Origin of the sequence: Flavobacterium psychrotrophum (genome assembly GCF_003403075.1) — a bacterium.
Lineage (GTDB): Bacteria > Bacteroidota > Bacteroidia > Flavobacteriales > Flavobacteriaceae > Flavobacterium > Flavobacterium psychrotrophum.
On the sequence record NZ_CP031557.1, the window covers coordinates 1,305,098 to 1,322,705 of the forward strand.

Annotated in this window: 10 protein-coding genes; 2 read left to right on the forward strand and 8 right to left on the reverse strand. The window is 43.9% G+C overall.

The annotated features are described in order from the left end of the window. Positions 1–15 precede the first annotated feature (15 nt). From DYH63_RS05710 to DYH63_RS05740, 7 genes are all read right to left on the reverse strand, one after another. Entirely contained in the window at positions 16–1,566 is a 1,551-nt protein-coding gene (locus DYH63_RS05710) for a glycoside hydrolase family 32 protein (RefSeq protein ID WP_116787900.1), read from the reverse strand. Positions 1,567–1,573: 7 nt separating this feature from the next. Further along, a complete protein-coding gene (locus tag DYH63_RS05715) occupies positions 1,574–2,959 on the reverse strand; it encodes a DUF4960 domain-containing protein (protein ID WP_116787901.1) in 1,386 nt (461 codons plus the stop codon). Between the two features lie 18 nt (positions 2,960–2,977). Further along, positions 2,978–4,672 carry a RagB/SusD family nutrient uptake outer membrane protein gene (locus tag DYH63_RS05720; RefSeq protein ID WP_116787902.1) on the reverse strand — a complete coding sequence of 565 codons (1,695 nt, stop codon included), beginning with the start codon at positions 4,670–4,672 and terminating at the stop codon, positions 2,978–2,980. A 10-nt stretch (positions 4,673–4,682) separates the two neighbouring features. Beyond that, on the reverse strand, positions 4,683–7,781 hold the full coding sequence (locus tag DYH63_RS05725) for a SusC/RagA family TonB-linked outer membrane protein (RefSeq protein ID WP_116787903.1): 3,099 nt from the start codon (positions 7,779–7,781) through the stop codon (positions 4,683–4,685). 28 nt (positions 7,782–7,809) lie between these two features. Further along, on the reverse strand, positions 7,810–9,378 hold the full coding sequence (locus tag DYH63_RS05730) for a glycoside hydrolase family 32 protein (protein WP_116790745.1): 1,569 nt from the start codon (positions 9,376–9,378) through the stop codon (positions 7,810–7,812). Continuing rightward, on the reverse strand, positions 9,341–10,708 hold the full coding sequence (locus DYH63_RS05735) for a sugar porter family MFS transporter (protein ID WP_116787904.1): 1,368 nt from the start codon (positions 10,706–10,708) through the stop codon (positions 9,341–9,343). Before DYH63_RS05735 ends, DYH63_RS05730 begins: the two co-directional genes overlap by 38 nt. A gap of 234 nt (positions 10,709–10,942) precedes the next feature. After that, positions 10,943–13,711 (reverse strand): substrate-binding domain-containing protein, encoded by a 2,769-nt coding sequence (locus tag DYH63_RS05740; RefSeq protein ID WP_116787905.1) that lies wholly within the window; start codon positions 13,709–13,711, stop codon positions 10,943–10,945. Positions 13,712–14,221: 510 nt separating this feature from the next. On the opposite strand from DYH63_RS05740, the gene DYH63_RS05745 reads away from it, so the two are divergent. Together DYH63_RS05745 and DYH63_RS05750 are read left to right on the forward strand one after the other, a co-directional pair. After that, a complete protein-coding gene (locus DYH63_RS05745) occupies positions 14,222–15,415 on the forward strand; it encodes a T9SS type A sorting domain-containing protein (RefSeq protein WP_116787906.1) in 1,194 nt (397 codons plus the stop codon). Positions 15,416–15,502: 87 nt separating this feature from the next. Beyond that, positions 15,503–17,137 carry a glycoside hydrolase family 32 protein gene (locus DYH63_RS05750; RefSeq protein WP_116787907.1) on the forward strand — a complete coding sequence of 545 codons (1,635 nt, stop codon included), beginning with the start codon at positions 15,503–15,505 and terminating at the stop codon, positions 17,135–17,137. Between the two features lie 162 nt (positions 17,138–17,299). On the opposite strand, the gene DYH63_RS05755 is transcribed toward DYH63_RS05750, so the two are convergent. Further along, positions 17,300–17,590: a hypothetical protein gene (locus tag DYH63_RS05755; RefSeq protein WP_116787908.1), complete on the reverse strand. Its 291-nt coding sequence runs from the start codon at positions 17,588–17,590 to the stop codon at positions 17,300–17,302. Positions 17,591–17,608 lie beyond the last annotated feature (18 nt).

Consider the following 17,608-nt stretch of genomic DNA (forward strand, 5'->3'; position numbering starts at 1 on the left):
CAATCTTAATTTAAGTTATGGTTTTTTAATTTCCAATCCACTAAAAGTGGCAGCTGCACCATCAGTAGCTATAAGTCCCCAGATCTGTTGGTCGCGGCCGTAAATACGGTTACTTAATACCGTTTTTCCGTCTACATAAACTTCGCAAATACTACCATCCGCTATAACCGTAAGGTTGTAAGCCGTGCCAGCCTGAATGTTAAAAGGTACGTGTGTAACTTCATCTCCGTTGCTGTTATAAGCTGCTATACGGTTTTGCTGCGGCTCGAATACAATTCTATAATATGCATTGCTGCTCACATTAAAGAAAAAACCTGCCGAACCTGAAGTATTATTCAGGGTAATTTGTGCCGAAGCTTTTATTTTTTTACCTACCGGGGCAAACGTTGCTAAGGCGTCATCGCTTGCAGCATTTAAGTTAAATGTATTATTACCCTGTGTTACGTTACCGGATGTATTTTGCAGGGCAATAGCTGATGATTGCGTAAAGTGCTCGCTTACGGCATCCGGAGCTTTCAGGCCAAGTGTACCGTCAGCATTCTGGATGATTTCATGTACTACAAGGTTGCCTGCCCATTCTTTACCTCCCGTATCATTTTCAGGCGCTTTACGGGCTGTCCATCCAAAAGCATAGCGCTTGTTCCCATCTGAAGCAGTTTTTGCAGCATAAAAATATTCGCCGTCAAGCATATCGTTTGCCGGTTTTATCCAGGGGCCGTTTATAGAAGTAGCCATACGGTAGTGGGTTCCTTTACTAATGCTCCAGTTTTCGCTGAAAGTCAGGTACCAATAGCTACCCATTTTAAATATGTCGGCACATTCCATCATGAGGTAATTGTCTTCCGGTGCAGTAGTATAGAAAGATCCTGCGGGTGTCCAGCTGCCGCTTGCCGGGTTATCCGATGTAAATTTAAGCAGTACGGCCTTCCGTGCAGGGTCGGTTTGTGTACTTACCAGCATCCAGTATTTGCCATCATCAGGGTTCTGGAAAACATGGGGGTCACGGAAGTCATAATCATAATAACCTGCCGGGGCCGTTATCTTGAATGATGTTTGCTTCGTCCAGTGTATCCGATCGGTACTGGTGGCTAACAGCACACTTTCGCGTGGGTTAGTGGCACGGAAAGCTGCTATATCATTATGCCCTGTATAGTAAAAATAATACGTGCCGCCTACTTTTATAACAGATCCTGTACCCACGCCAAAGTCGGGTTCGTCCTGGCTGCCATAGGGCACCATCTGGCCTTTATAGTCAAAATGCGCCAGGTCTGTAGTAGAATATTCGTGTATATCGTGAAAGCCCTTACCCGCCGGTTTGTTTATAGCATCATGCAGAAAATACACATGGAACGTACCATCTTCATAAAACGGCATTGGGTCTCCGGTGTAGCCTGCGCTAAAGTAAGGATCACCACCCCCCATCCATTGTGAGGGTGGTGTGGGGTATATGCTGCTGATGGCTGTTTCCCCGCCCATTACAGAACCCCCGATGTAGGTATCGTCATCATTGCACGAGGTTAGCGCCATAACAAATGCAGGCAAGAAGTATATATATTTAAATTTCATAGCCGTGTTAATTATTAATGAGGTAATTAATGCTGTTTAGTGTAAGGGTTTGGATATTATTTATATACCCATTCGCCTGGCTTGGATTACCATTAGCATCAGGTTCGTTATACCAGTCATAGGCACCCAATGAGATTACTACTACATTTTTGTCGGTGTCGCCCCATTCAGCAATGACCACACGACCATTGAGTCCGGTATCCCAAGGCTCGCTGGCGAGGTTTATACCGCCCGTTTGGTTCCTCCAGCCGGCACCATCGCCATAACCTCCCCATTCTGGTAAAAACCACCAGGCGGTATGGTTAAGCCTGAAAGTGCCATTTTGTAACAAATTTGCCTTATTCCCTTCAAAGGTTTCCAGGTTCTGGAAGATAGGGTGGCCTTCGTGTCCCGCAAAGGTGATACCCCAAGAGTTGGTATCTACGCCTCCATTCGGAGGGAAGTCACCAAACACATTGTTTGGCCCTTTACCCGGTGGTACGATACCCAGGGCATCTACATATTGGCTGGCAAAAGTGGTAAGCAGCAGGTTGCCTCCATTAGCCTTGTACGTTTGCAGGGCTGTGGTTACAGCAGGGTTTAAAGCAATAGAAGGCAGGTTTTGTGCGCTGTCATAGTGCCACCATATAACATCAATTCCACTGATATCAGCACCTGAGTTAATCTGGGCGAAGGACAAGTACTGTGCACCCTGGTAATTGTCAAAGAGCCAATCACACGCGGTTTTCTCATCCATATTGCTTATCGCTTCGCGCGTTGCTGCAGTACCCAAGAATGCAACGGTAAGGCCTTCCACAGGTACGCTTACCGTAGCAGTATAGTCTACAGAGCTTGTGGCCGTATTTACTGTAAATATTACAGGGTTTGTAAAATCGATGGTGCTGCCTGAAGCTGGCGATATGCTTACACCTTCACTCAGTTCTATTACGGGTTGTAGTGCCGTGAGGTCTGTACCTAAAGGCAGGGTGAGCAATATGGTATGGGAGGTATTATTTATGCTTGCCGCAATATCGTTAATCTTGAAGCTGATAATAGGCGAAGCCACTGATACGTTTACAGTATAATCTTTGTAGAGATTCCCGTTTACCACCCTAAAGCTGATCGCTTGTGTAAAATTCATGGCCTGGCTGAAATCTATATTAATATCGGCTCCGTCAGGCAGGCCTATAATAGCTACCTGGCTTGTAATATCAGTCCCATAAGGTACTATCACATTTACAACCCCTGTGCCCTGGTTAATGTCACCTTCAGTACCCGCAATGCTAAAAGATGTAATGCTCACGGCTGCGTTGGTATTAAACCCTGTATTATCAAAACTGTCTTCGCAGGAAAACAGTGTCACAAAAAGCAGCAGGATTCCTGCTACCAAACTGGTTTTATATATTGTTTTCATAATATTAACAGTTAAGAATTAATAACCCGGGTTTTGGTGGTACACACCCTGGCTAAAGTTAATCTGTGCCAAAGGTATGGGGCAATACTCTTCCCTATTACGGTCAAAGAATGCATCGTTGTAATAAGCGCGTTTGGTCTTCTCTTCAGCATAATAGGCATTCATTACTTCGTCTGCCACGCCCCAGCGCACCAGGTCAAAGAAGCGGCTGCCTTCCATGGCAAACTCCAGGCGGCGTTCCCAGCGTAAAGCTTTGCGGGCAAAGTCCTGTGTCCAGGTACAGTTCTGGCCATTAATGTAAGGGCTTATGTTGGTATTTGTAGCATAACCAGATATTAGCCCAGTGCTGTTTGCAGCGCGGTTGCGCACTTCATTTATAAGCACCAATGCTTCATCCTGCTGGCCGGTTTCAATAAGTGCCTCTGCCCTCATAAGCAGCACATCGGCATAACGGATTTGTATCCTGTTCTTGGCATTGCCATAAAAAGGGTCTATATTTACCGTACAACCACAACCTACAGGGACATTTTCTTTTAATGAAGCGGTATAGCCATAGGTACCCGGACTGCGTACCCACGCCTCCACATACGTAGTTTCAGGGTCATACTTCCACGGCAATCCCGGCAGGGCAACAGTGTGGTACAGTCGTGGGTCTACCGTGTAATCGTTCAGGGCATGGTAGTCAAGGTCAGCATCGTTATAGGTATCAAACATAGGGATGCCGTTGGCTGCCGTTTTATAGGCATTTACAAGGTTTTGGCTGGGCTTGTGGAAGTCACAGCAGCCCAATCCCTGAGGCAGGCTCAGTACGTCACCATAATTCAGCCTGCCATATAGTGTACCGTCGTTTTCACTAAACTGTATGGAAAAAACACTTTCCGGGCCGTTTTCATATTGGCCTGGCAGGAAGTTGTTGGCAAAATCAGGCTCCAGGCTTGCCATACCGATTACATGGCTTGTAGCTTCCAGTACCTGTTGCATGTGTTCCTGGTTAACTCCGGTTACGTTGTAGTTGTCGTCCTGTGTATAAGCCTGATAAAGGCGTACCTTGGCAAGGTAGGCATATGCGGCAGCTTTATCGGCCCTGCCCACCTGGGTTTGGCTATCGGGCAGCAAATCCGCAGCATCTTCAAAGTTTTGCGCTATTGCTTCCCAGAGTTCCTCATTGTTTAATGCGGTATTACTGATCTGCCCATAGTTTTCTACCGGAATATCTTCTGTGATATAAGGCACATTGCGGTATAGTATCTTCAGCATGAAATAGAAATGACCACGGATAAATTTCATTTCACCAATGCGCTGCTGTTTTAGCGGATATTCGGCTTCATTAAGCTGTTCCAAAGCCCTAAGTGCTTTATTACACCTTGAAACCCCAACATAGTGCTGGTACCAAAGCGCATCCAGTTCGCCAAAATCAGGGCGGATGTTATTTGATATTTCAAAAAAGTGGAAATCCTGTATGTCATTTGTACCGCTGCCGCCTTTGTAGGCATCATCGCTTCGCACATTTCCATAAGGCCAAAGGCTGAAAGGGGTATCGTAGTGGTCATTACCCAGTGCCGAATAGGCCGCTGTAATAAAGCCATCTACATTTTCAGGGGTTACAAGCTGCTCTTCGTCCAATACCCCACGTGGGTCATTGTCGAGAAAATCACTACACGAAGCAGTAAGCATCAGGCCGAGCAGGCCTGCAATATATATTGTCTTTTTCATGGTCTTTTTTTTAAAGTGAAACGTTAAGCCCTACAGTAAAAGTCATAGGCAGCGGGTAGCCGAAAGCCGGGCTTTCGGGGTCTACACCGGTAAACTTTTTGCTGTCAATAATCAATAAGTTTTGGCCGCTTACATAGATCCTGAAATTCTCAAGGCTGTATTTTTCCGAAAGTGATTTCGGCAGTGTATATCCCAGTTGCAGTACGCGCAGTTTCAGGTAGCTTCCATTTTCCACATAATACGTGCTGAAGCGGCTTTCTGCATTGCGGTCTACTGTTGTAAGCGCCGGTATAGAGGAGTTCGGGTTGTCTACGCTCCAGGCGTTAAGCAGGCGTGTACCTTTATTAGAGCCCACATCGTCTACACTCCAGAAATCCGTTTGGTATTTTTTGCTGTTGATTACATCTACATTGCCTATACCATCCCAAAAAGTAGTAAAGTCAAAGTTCTTGTAGCTTAGTGCGACATTTATACCGTACTGGAATCCGGGGTTCGGGTTTCCTATCCAGGTGCGGTCATTAGTATCTACTACGCCATCACCGTTCAGGTCTTTATAACGGATGCGTCCCAATCCTTTACCAGGCTGGTCGGCATGTACGTCCACTTCATCCTGTGTGCGGAACAGGCCGTCTCCCACGTAACCATACATCGAATTTATTGGCCTGCCCAATATGTTGTCATCTAAACCATCACCACCGTAGCTGTTGCGTACTTCGGCAGGCAACTTTGTAATTTTGTTTTTGTTGGCAGAAAAGTTACCAGTAATTTCATACTTAAACCCTCCGGAAGTCTCGTTGCGGTAGGTAAGTATTGCCTCCCAGCCCCGGTTTTCCATACTGGCCCCGTTTACCCAACGGTTTCCGCCTTCGCCAATTGCACCGAGATAAGGAGGCAGTACAAGGATGTCGTCGGTTTTCTTAACGTAATAATCTACCGAACCGCTTAATTTTTGTTCGAAAAAGCCAAAGTCAAGGCCTATGTCGGTTTGTGTCGTCGTTTCCCATTTCAGGTCATCATTACCAGTCTGTGTGGCAATATAGCCTGACGGCAAAAGTCCGTTGTTATTCCCGTTAATATCATAGGCTGTACCGTAAGAAGTAGCCCATGTAGGGCTTCCGCCGGCATAGTTGGCAAGGAACAGGGAGTATACTGCCGTATTGCTTATTTCCTGGTTACCCGTCTGCCCCCAGCTGGCACGCAGTTTCAGGTCGGATACAGGCGTGTTTTCAATATTTTTCAGGAAACTCTCCTCACTAATGCGCCATCCGGCAGAAACAGCAGGGAATGTACCAAAACGGTTGTTCTTCCCGAACCTCGATGAACCGTCGCGTCGTACGGTAGCAGAGGCCAGGTAGCGCCCGTCGTAATCATAGTCTATTTTGCCAAAATACGAAAGGAGCTTGTAGCGCGTAGAAGTACCGCTTGTAAACGATTCGCCTGTACCGGCATCAGGATACATGTAATCAGGCGTTTCTATTATAAAGTCGTTTTTCCTTAAGGTGGTGTTGTCATAGGTATCGCTATACATTTCATTACCGGCAAGCAGGTTGACGTGGTTCTTACCAATTTCAAAATTGTAGGTAGCGGTATTACTCCACGTCCATTTATCGCTTACCGTTTGGTCTATGGTTACCGAGGTCTGGTCGTTTTGAAGGTAACCCGAACGGTAGCTGCGCTGCAGTGTCCGTTTGTTGTAATAGCCATAGTCAATACCAAAGCTGGTTTTAACATGCAGGTTTTTGATTACCTCAAGGTCAGCATACGCGTTACCAAACAGGCGCAGGTATTTGTAAGGGTTGTCTTTATTGTATTCTAAAAGGCGTACCGGGTTTTGGCGGTCGTTCATGCCACCTACCGGGCCGCCCCAGCCCTCACCGTCAACAGTATGCACCGGAATCAGGGGTAGTGCCCTGAGTGCAGGGTCTAATACCCCTGGGTCAGTCACTTCTTTTGTACGGTTCATGGTAAAATTTTCACCAATGGTAAGCCTGCCGTCAAAGTATTTATACGAACTGTTCATACGGGCTGACAACCTGGTAAACTCCGTAGTCCTTACAATGCCTTCATTATTATAATAATTCAATGAAAAAAGGTAACTTCCTTTATCCGAGCCGTTTGATACCGAAAGGTCATAGCTTTGCGCAATGCCCGTGCGTGAAATGGCATCGTACCAATCAGTGTTTGATGACTTTATGGTCTGCGCGGCATCAAGATATTCCGGTACCAATACATTATTTAATGTAGGGCGTCCATCTACTACGCCCCAATCAAACTGGTAGCTGAGGTTGTTGTTGTTAGGGTTGATACCGTCGTTTACATTAGCCTGCCATAATGCCTGGCCGTATTGCTCAGCATTCAGTACTTTGGTTCTGCGTGCATACGAAGAGAAAGAGGTGTAATGGTCAAAATTGATACGCATACGGCCGTTTTTGCCTTTTTTGGTAGTGATGATGATCACACCGTTACTGGCGCGCGAGCCATATATACTGGCCGAAGCAGCATCTTTCAGTACCTGTATGGTTTCGATGTCGTTAGGGTTTAGTTCATGCATGCCCGATTTTGTGGGTACGCCGTCAATAACTAAGAGTGGGGCAGTGTTGTTTAATGTACCCACACCCCGGATAACAATACCGGTATTCCCACCGCTTGGAGAACCATCAGTACTTACGCGTACACCTGGCACACGACCCTGTAGCGATTGCACTACATTGGGTTGTTTTTGCTTAGAGGCTTCTTCCATATCTACCACAGCCACGGCTCCGGTAATATCAGCTTTTTTCTGGCTGGAGTAGCCCGTAACTACTACAGTTTCCAGTTCCGTTTGGTCCGGTTTAAGGGTAATGTTGATTTGCGGGGCGGCTGCAATCGTTTGCGATTGAAAGCCCATAAAACTGATAATAAGCTGGCCTGAAGCCGGAACGTTGGTAAGGGTAAAATTACCGTCGATATCGGTAACTGTTGAAATAGTGGTGCCGGTTATGAGCACCGAGGCACCCGGCAGCGGAAGGTTATCTTCCCCTGAAAGTACCGTTCCTTTTACTTCTATGTCCTGTGCTGAGGCCAGCAAAGGGAAAAGGAGGCACAAAAAAAAGATAATTTTACATTTCATACTTCAGTTTGGTTATTAAGGTTAGTATTTAGTTAAAATTAAGCTGGTTGACCGTAAGGTTTTCAATATCAAATTTTTGCCCACCCTCAATGCTAAGGGATGTGAAAGGACTTTTGGTATAAAATATTTCGGTAAAGGCAATTTCACCGTCATTGTAGAATAGCTCTATGGACGTTTTGTCAAGGAGGAACCTAAACTTTACCTGTTTTTGCGTACCGGACAATTTCGCTTTCGATACCGAAGCCGTAAACTTGTGGAAACTTGTCGCATTACTTGATTTGGAACGGTCAATAAAAAGCTCTCCAGTAGTGTTGTCAAGACCAAAGTGGAGCTCGTCGCCATTGGCATTAGAAAGTACCAATGTGTACGTTTCTTTTTTCAGCCCCTTCAGGCTTAGGCTGATGTCAGCTTGTGTAAGGTCGATTTTACCTTCGGGTACTAATACTGCATTTTGTTTTACCGAAATCTTTTTCTGTACATCGGTTTTGGCAATATAATTCTGGAGGTTCTTTACAGGTACCGTATTCAGCCGGTAGCCATTGGCATCTTTCACTAATTCAAGTTCCCTTACTACGGTGTTTGCACCACGCCAGGTTTGAGTGGGTACTACATTGGCATAATCCCAGTTTGTCATCCATCCTATAAGGTAGCGTTTGTATTGCTCACCCGGAGTGCCAGCCCAGGTTACCCCGGCATAGTTGTCGCGCCCAAAGTCCAGCCACACCGCTTTGTCTTTTTCAAGTTTTTGGCTGAAAACCTTGTCAAGGGTAAAGTTTGTACCGTCAAAATCGCCGATGAAATATTGTGTTCCGCTGCCACCATTGGCACCGCCAGGGTTAAGGCTCTGTACCAATACCCATTTTATTTCTTCGCTGCCTTTTACTTTTAACGGAAAAAAGTCGGGGCATTCCCACACACCGCCATGCGCACCAATACCTACCCCAAAATCCGAAAGGTATTTCCAGTCCTTAAGGTTATCAGAGGCATAAAACTGGGCCCTGTCCTGTGCTGCCAGCACCAGTATCCAGCGGTTGTTTATCCAGTCGCGGTTTACCTTGGGGTCGCGAAAATCACGTATGCCCGGATTTTTAATTACAGGGTTCCCCTGATCGTATTTTACCCAGGTTTGCCCACTGTCAAGCGAGTAGGCAAGCCCCTGGGATTCCACATCAATCTGGCCTGCTTTTTCCTTTACCGGGTCGTGGTAGGTAAAAATGGCTATTGCAGGTGCTTTGCCGTCCTCTCCAAACCCGCTGGTATTTTGGGCATCATAAGCGGCACTACCAGAAAAGATATAGCCAAAACGGTCCGGATAGAGTGCTATGGGCTGCTCTTCCCATTTTACAAGGTCTTTACTGGTAGCATGCCCCCAGTGCATAGGCCCCCAGGTATTGCCATAGGGCCAGTACTGAAAATACAGGTGGTAAACGCCATCGGCATAAAAAAGGCCGTTAGGGTCGTTCATCCAGTTGTTCTTTGGCGTAAAATGAAAGTTAGGCCTGTAACTGGTTTTTTCATTATTGGCCTGTTGTGCGGTTATGTTGCCCGTAAGGCACAGGCTAGTCAGCCCGCAGAGCAGAAGTTTTTTCGTATTCATTTTTTTGAATTTGTCGTTTTTTATCATTGGTTAGTTCCCCGCTAAGCTCTTCAAGTGATTTTCCCTTTGTTTCCGGCATAAGGAACATTACAAACAGCAGCTGGAATACCATCATTACAGTAAATATCAGGAATACTATCGCAGGCCCTATAGTCGTAAAAAGTACCGGTACCAAAGAGGGAATTATTGCCGCAAGCACCCAATGCACCGAACTGCCGAATGCCTGCCCGGAGGCGCGTATATGGTTAGGGAAAATTTCAGAAATAAATACCCATATCACGGCACCCTGTCCAATAGCGTGCGCGGCTATAAAGAGAAACAGGAAACCCGGTACTGCCATGCCGCCCCAGCCAAAATAAAAGGCGGCTGCTACTAATCCCAGTGAGATAATATATCCCACTGAGCCGATGTACATAAGCAGCCTGCGTCCGAATTTGTCTATGAGGGCTACACCGATTAAGGTAAACACAAGGTTAATAATACCAATGCCTATGCTGCTTAAAAGCGCGGTGCTGTCGCCCAGGCCGGCTTCTTTAAAAATACGGGGGGCATAGTATAAAAATGCATTGATGCCCGAGAATTGGTTGAAGAATGCGATAAGGAATGCAAGTACTACCGGAAAACGGTATTTTTTAGAAAACAGCGTTTCATTTGCCGCATCTCTTTCTTGGTTTTGTTCCAGCATCAGGGCTTCTATGTTTGCCTTAGGATCTATTAATACCAATACCTTACGTGCTTCTTCATACCTGAACTTAGAGAGTAACCAACGTGGGCTTTTAGGAACGGTAAGCATGAGCCCTGTATAGATAGCGGCCGGTATCGCCTGTATCCCCAGCATCCAGCGCCATGCATTCTCACCGATATCTTTCAGGAAATAATTCGATACAAATGCAATAAGGATACCCAGTACAATGTTAAACTGGTACAAAGCTACAAGGCGGCCCCTTTTTTCTGCCGGGGCAATTTCAGACACATAAGCAGGCGCGGCAATGGTAGAAGCACCTACACCGAGGCCACCAATGAAACGGAATAGTGCAAATACATAAGGGTCGTTTGCCATAGCTGAGCCTATAGCAGATATAAAATATAATACACCAATCCACAGCAGCGTGTTTTTACGCCCGATGGCATTGGTGGGGATGCCACCAAAAATCGCTCCCACTACGGTTCCCCATAAAGCCATGCCCATAACAACAGATCCATGGAAGGCATCAGATGAATGCCATAACTTTTGTAATTGCTGATCGGCGCCGGAGATCACGACTGTATCGAAACCGAAAAGAAAACCTGCCAAAGCAGCAATAACCGACCAGATAATAATTTTGTTCATTGGTTGAAAATTTAATTAATCTGATGGCTAAAGTAGTAGGAAATCCTAATGTGTATTTTTGTTGATGTTACAATGATGTAACGCTGACTTGAAAATATTTTTAATTCGAGTGTAAAATACTGAAAAATAAGTTTTTAATTTAGCGAAAACCTTTTCTTCTATATCGTTTTAGGTATTAAATTGTTTCATAAAAATCAAAAATGTTACTTGCTTTTTGTTTTATATGGTGTCTGATTATCCTGTTATTTTGAAATCTTTAGGTGTTATGCCGTATTTGTTTTTGAATGCAGTCGAAAAGTAATTAGGTGACGAATATCCCAAGGCATAAGCAACTTCACTCACGTTCATATTCCCGCCTTTTAGCATTTCGGATGCGCGCTCCAATTTGATATTACTTATGTGGTCGCTGATATTAATACCTAAAATTGCTTTTACTTTACGGTACAGCTGTACCCGCGACACCAGCATTTTTTCTGCAAGTTCCTCTACCGAAAATTTCGGGTCTTCCAGGTTTTCAGCGATTATAGTGTTCATCTTCGCTATAAAATCCTGTTCCTGGTTTCCGAACCTGGTCTCTGGGTTTACTTTATAAATATTATTGGTGTAATAATAGCGTAACTTTTCACGATTGAATAAGAGGCTTTCAAGGCTGCGCTGCAATACTGAGAGGCTAAAAGGTTTGGTAAGGTAGGCATCGACACCGGCCTGCAACCCTTTCAGCATTGATTCTTTATTGCTCAAGGCGGTAAGCATCAACACAGGGATGTGGGAGGTGCGCAGGTCTTTCTTTAATATACGGCTTATTTCAAATCCATCCGTGCCTTTCAGGTTAATATCGCAGATAATAATATCGGGGATGTTTTGAAGCGCAGAGGAAACAGCATCGGTGCCATCGCTCGTTGTTACATTGTAATCCGCACCCAGTTTATTTCCGAGAAAATTAACCAGGTCAGGATGGTCTTCAATAATAAGAAGGCTGTATCTTTCGTCATTAGTGCGCTTTTGCATGGACGTGGTTAGTTCCGTTTCAGATATAAGAAAGTCCTGAATTTTAAGGAGTCCGGCTTTTACATCCTCATCCTGCCGGTTAATCTCTGTATCCACCAGATGGTTAGTGCCTTTTTGTAATGACAGGATGAACTCTGTACCATGTAGGGATTTTACATCGAGTTCTCCCTTATGCAGGGTAACAAATTCCCGGGCAATGTTTAGCCCTATCCCGGAACTGTTTTTCGTATTGTTAGAAGCTTTAAAGAATGGGTTAAATACCTGTGGCAATTCCGGTTCGGGTATCCCAATGCCGGAGTCCCGGAACACAATTTTTACATGGGATGCAGTTTCTTTGATAACAATTTTAATTTTACCGTTGTCAGGGGTGAACTTAAAAGCATTTGAAAGTAAATTAAAGTACACTTTGTCCATCAGGCCACGGTCAATGAAAACATCAGTTCCCCTGTTGTCGCAGGCTACAATAAATTCTATGTTGCGACGTACTGCTTCCGCTTTAAAATTCGCCATAAGCGCTAAAGTGAAATCATAGATATTTGTACGTGATGCGAGCAGGGTAAATTTACGTTCCTCAATTTTCCTGAAGTCAAGCAGCTGGTTAATAAGCCGCAACAGCCGGTTAGAGTTGGTATAAATGAGTTTCATTTCTTCCATAAGTTTGGTGCCTCTAACCTTTTCATTTTCAATGAGTGATTCAGCATAGCTGATAATAAGTGTTAAAGGTGTTTTAAACTCATGACTTAGCCCGGTAAAAAAGCTGAATTTTGCCTCATTATTCCTACGGGCTTCTTCTGCCATTGTTTCAAGCTCATTTTTCTGACGTGTCACGGTTTGGTTAAAACCTTCAAGCTGTCGTTTCTTCTTCTTTAGTGAAATAGTGCTGTAAACACTATATAAGGCCAACGCCAATATGGTTATCAGGAAAAAAGACAGTAAACGGACCAAGTGCTTCTGGGAGCTGAATTCTTCCTCTTGGACCTTTATGGCATGGAGCTGGCCTTCTATAACTTTTTGCTGTTGGTCTACCTTATCCATTTGGTTTTCGATAATTTCCGCATTGTTGCGGTCTACCACAATCGTATTGAGGATGTTATTTTTTGCAAAAGGCTCGCGGTTGTATATGGTAATGGCCAATCTTATGGCTTCGTTACCGCCGTTAGGATATAAGATGGTAGCAGCCAAGGCACCATTTTTTACCAGTCCGATGCCGCCGTTTGGCGTATTAAGGGCATCAACCCCAATAATTTGAATCTTTTTTTCCATGCCCATTTCCTTGGCAGCCTCCCAGGCGCCGAGCGCCATACGGTCGTTGTGCGAGAAAATGTAATCAATCTCTTTCTGTTTTTTTAACAGTTGTTTTAGCTGGCTCTTTGCAGAGGGCAACTCCCAATCACCACTAATCTTTTGGATTATTTTCAACCTAGGGTTCAGATCTGTCATTTGCGTGAAACCAAGGCTGCGCTCATAAGCGGGTGAAGAAGCATGTGCACCGGTTACCTCTACAATATTTACATCACCGGTAGTATTCGCCAATATGTATTTAGCAGCATTACGCCCAACCTCTATATTGTCAGCACCAATAAAAGCTGTAAAGTCTTCATTATCAGTTTTACGGTCTATTGCTATTACAGGTATGCCACTATTAAGCGCTTTTTTTATAACCGCGTCCAGGGGTTGTGCTTCAATAGGTGATACAAGTAATATGTCCACTTTGTCGGATATCAGTTTTTCAATATCCGAAATTTGTTGCGCTACACTGTTTTGGGCATCTTTTATCGTCAGTTCGGTTTCAGGATGAAGGGAAGCCTCCACAATCATCGACTGGTTCATTTGCCTGCGCCATTCATCTGTGGTCATTGCCTGTGAAAAACCTATCCGTATTTTTTTATCCTCAGCCTTTTTGGTACAGGCGGCAGTAAGCATTAAAAGCCCGGAGAAGAGCACAAGAATTATTGCTTTAAAGCATTGCCGGAATGTTAGATATAAATTGGGCATAAGAAATATAAAATTAGATAAAGGAAAAATAGCTAGTAATACAAAAATACACGTATTTTTTTCTCAAATTCTAAATTTAAAGTTGACTTGTTGTATTTAATAGATTTTATCTGAATTTATACTATAACGTTTTTCATCGGATGTAACATTCGTATATATTGTTGTTACATAATAGTAACTATTTCGATTTCGTAAATTATAGATTATACATAAATAACTGATAGTTAGTTTTTTAAAATTAGCCACTGACCTTGGTCTTAAAAACGAAGTTTTTGTAAAAAAAACAAATCATACTACCAGGATTCTCATCCTACATTGCATTTAGTTTTTAACTGGACAAGGAAAACAGCTAATATTCTTTATTATGGCTGTTCATCACTTTTACTTACTGACTAGCCTTGGTGTCGAAGTACGCACCACCAATGTATGATATTGACTTCTTGCTCAATACTCTTTTAACCTAACATCCATTTGGGCATATATATTAATCTTTAAATTCAAATCACTTTAATGATGAAAAAATTACTTTTATTTTTTGCAATAATGTTGGCATCTATTGCCAAGGCACAGTTTCCTTCAGTGGGTATATTGGGTACAGCCACTACATTAGGATGGAGCGGTACGCAGCCCGATATTGCCATGAGCACTACCGATGGGATCCATTATACTTTAGGCAACATGCCTTTGTACACCGGTGGGCTTAAATTCCGCCAGGATAACAGCTGGCCACTAAACTGGGGAAGTACCGACTGGCCCAGTGGGATTGGGGTTCAGGATCAGGGAGGGATGGACATTCCTGTACAGGTAGGGGTTTATGACATCAGTTTTAACCTGGAAACCAAAGCATATGATTTTGTATATAAATTTCCGGTAATCGGCGTGCGTGGCGCTGCAACTTCTGTAGACTGGGGCAGTGTCGATGGCGATATATTATTCGATACCACGGATGGTGTTACCTACTCTTACCATAACCTCTCCCTTACCACAGCAGGACTTAAATTCCGCCAGGATAATGACTGGCCTAATAACTGGGGAGGTGACGGCTGGCCTTCTGGCACTGGTATTTTTAACCAGGATGGGGTAGATATACAGGCAATTGAGGGAAGCTATGATGTAACCTTTAACCGGACTACACTTGAATATGACTTTGTGCAGATTTTTCCTTCGGTAGGTATACTTGGGAATGCCACCACGGCAGGTTGGGATGGACCGGACATCGACATGCAGACTACGGACGGGGTGGTTTATACTTTAGAAAATATAACCCTTACTGACGGGGGATTAAAATTCAGGCTTGATGACCAGTGGCCTGATAACTGGGGCGGTACAGGCTGGCCCTCGGGAACCGGTATCTTTAATCAAAATGGCGTTGACATCCCCTGCCAGGCTGGTGTCTACAACATTACCTTCAACCTAACCACATTGGCCTACAGTTTTGAAGAAGTGGTGGCAGGAACCGAGAACGTTCACGCTTTAGCTATTTCGCTTTATCCCAATCCTGCATCAGATGCTATAAACTTTTCTTTTAACTCAACCAATACATTTTCGGTCGCTTTCTACGACATAGATGGCAGAAATATCTTGAGCTTTGAGGCAGTAAATCCAGATATGGCGATGGATATTTCCGGTTTTGCCCCAGGGGTATACTTTGCAAAGGTAGCCACACCGGCTGCGTTGTATAACCTTCAATTCATCAAAAAGTAATGAAGCCGCTTTTTTGATAGTTTTTTACAGGCCTGTACCATAAAGGGTGCAGGTCTTTTTTGTGCTTATAACCAAACCCTTATTTATATGAAACGTAATTATACACGCTGTAAGGCCTTTATGATAGGCATTACCACATTGTCCATGCTACTTGGCTGTAGCGAAGGAGCTGTTATGGAAGAGGTTATCCCTGTGCCCCGTGCCCTTAAAACCGCTGCGTTGAATTGTACGCCACAGGTAGAACAAACTGACTACAGTATTTACCGGATGGTATCGGACGGTACACGGATTGGTGATGTAATGCCTTACTATAATGCAGCCGACGGCAATTTTTATATTTACTACCTTAAAGACATTTGGAATGATGCTACCCATAAACGGCATCCCTGGTATGGTTTTAAAACAACAGATTTTTATACGTACTCCCAGCTTTCGGCAGGGGAGATTTTGAGCTGTAGTAGCGATGCCTGCAAACAAAATTATGCTTTGGGCACTGGTAACATTATTAAAAATGGAAGTAACTATTATGCTTTCTATACGGGGCATAACCCTAATTATCCATCTGCCTGTGTTACAAAAAAAGAGGGGATCATGCTGTCAACGTCGAGTAGCCCGAATGCTAATTTTACCCCAAATGCTTCATTTGTTACAATATATCCACCTACAGGACAGGGATTTGATGAAAACGATAATTTCCGGGATCCGTATGTTTTTTACGATACTGGTTCTGCTTCTTATATCATGTTGGTATCCGCCCGCAAAAACGTTGGCGGAACCTGGAAAGGCGTAATTGTAAAATATACTTCTTCTAACCTTACTGCCTGGAGCTATTCAGGTGTGCTATATGATGGGGGAAATGACAATTTCTTTATGATGGAAACTCCGGAAATTTTTAAGTTGGGTAGCACATATTACCTGCTTTTTTCCGATATTAACAGTAAGTATGTCTACTACCGTAAAAGCAGCTCTACTAATGGTCCGTGGAGCCTACCGGCCGGCCCGGACCGCTTTGAGGGTAAGGGGCTTTATGCTGCTAAAACTGCATCTGATGGTACTGACCGGTATATTTTTGGATGGACGAATATACTTTCCGGCCACACAGATTCCGGTTCGTGGAGCTGGGGTGGTAACCTGGCTGTGCATAAGATTTATCAAAAGGCGAATGGCGATCTGGCTGTTGCTATACCGCATACCCTGAAGAACAAAATGGACACCAATAGCCATATCCCGATACAAAGTAGCCAGTGGGGCAACGTAACTGCGTTGGGTGGCGGACTCTCATATCAATTGTCGAGCCCGGCAGCACTTGATGTAACAAACATTATTTATGACCCAATTGACCTTGCACGTTACAAAATAAGTGCGACGGTGTCGTACAGCAGTTGTAATAAGGACTTTGGTTTTATGATAGGGGCCTGGGACGGTTATGAAGATTTTTATAGCCTTCGTTTTGTACCTTCACAAAACCGTTTTAGCCTTGATAAAACGAATCGCTCATCGCTGACCGCAACCACAGTTGCGTATAATGATGTTCCCATATCGTTGCAACCCAATACAGCGTATGAGGTGCAGGTTGTTATTGAAAACTCCATGCTGGTTGCCTACATTAACAATGAAGTAGCTTTAAGCAGCAGGCTTTATAAAGCAAGTAATACCAATTGGGGTATCTTTGCAGACAACAGCACAGTGTCCTTTATAAATATTAAAGTAACCAAGCCTTAATATCCGTGGGAACTTTCTTTATTCATAATACGGCGCCTAATTTGCGCTAGGATTAATATTATGATAAAACAACTATGAGTTACAGGCAGTATTAGAAAGACTGCCTGTAACAAAATGAATGATGATTACCAGGTCTAATTGGTACTTGCTATACGCGCAAAATTAATCGGTATCAAGATTAAGGTTTTTAAATATTTCCCGGGTGATAATTTTGGTGTTGTAAATAATATCCTGAAACGTGCACTCTATCATTTTGAGCGGAAACGGGATACCATCCCTCATTTCAGTAAGATCCATTGTCAAAATGGTTTTATGAGACAGTTCAGAAGAGCCTTTCAACTGGTTAAATATTGTGGCCGCTTGTTTTTTGTCACTGCCAAGGCTATACGTGGCGTAAGAATCGAACCCTGAAAGCGTTTTTATATTGAGTGAGATATAGAAGAAATTATCCATACTTTAATTAATTGTAAA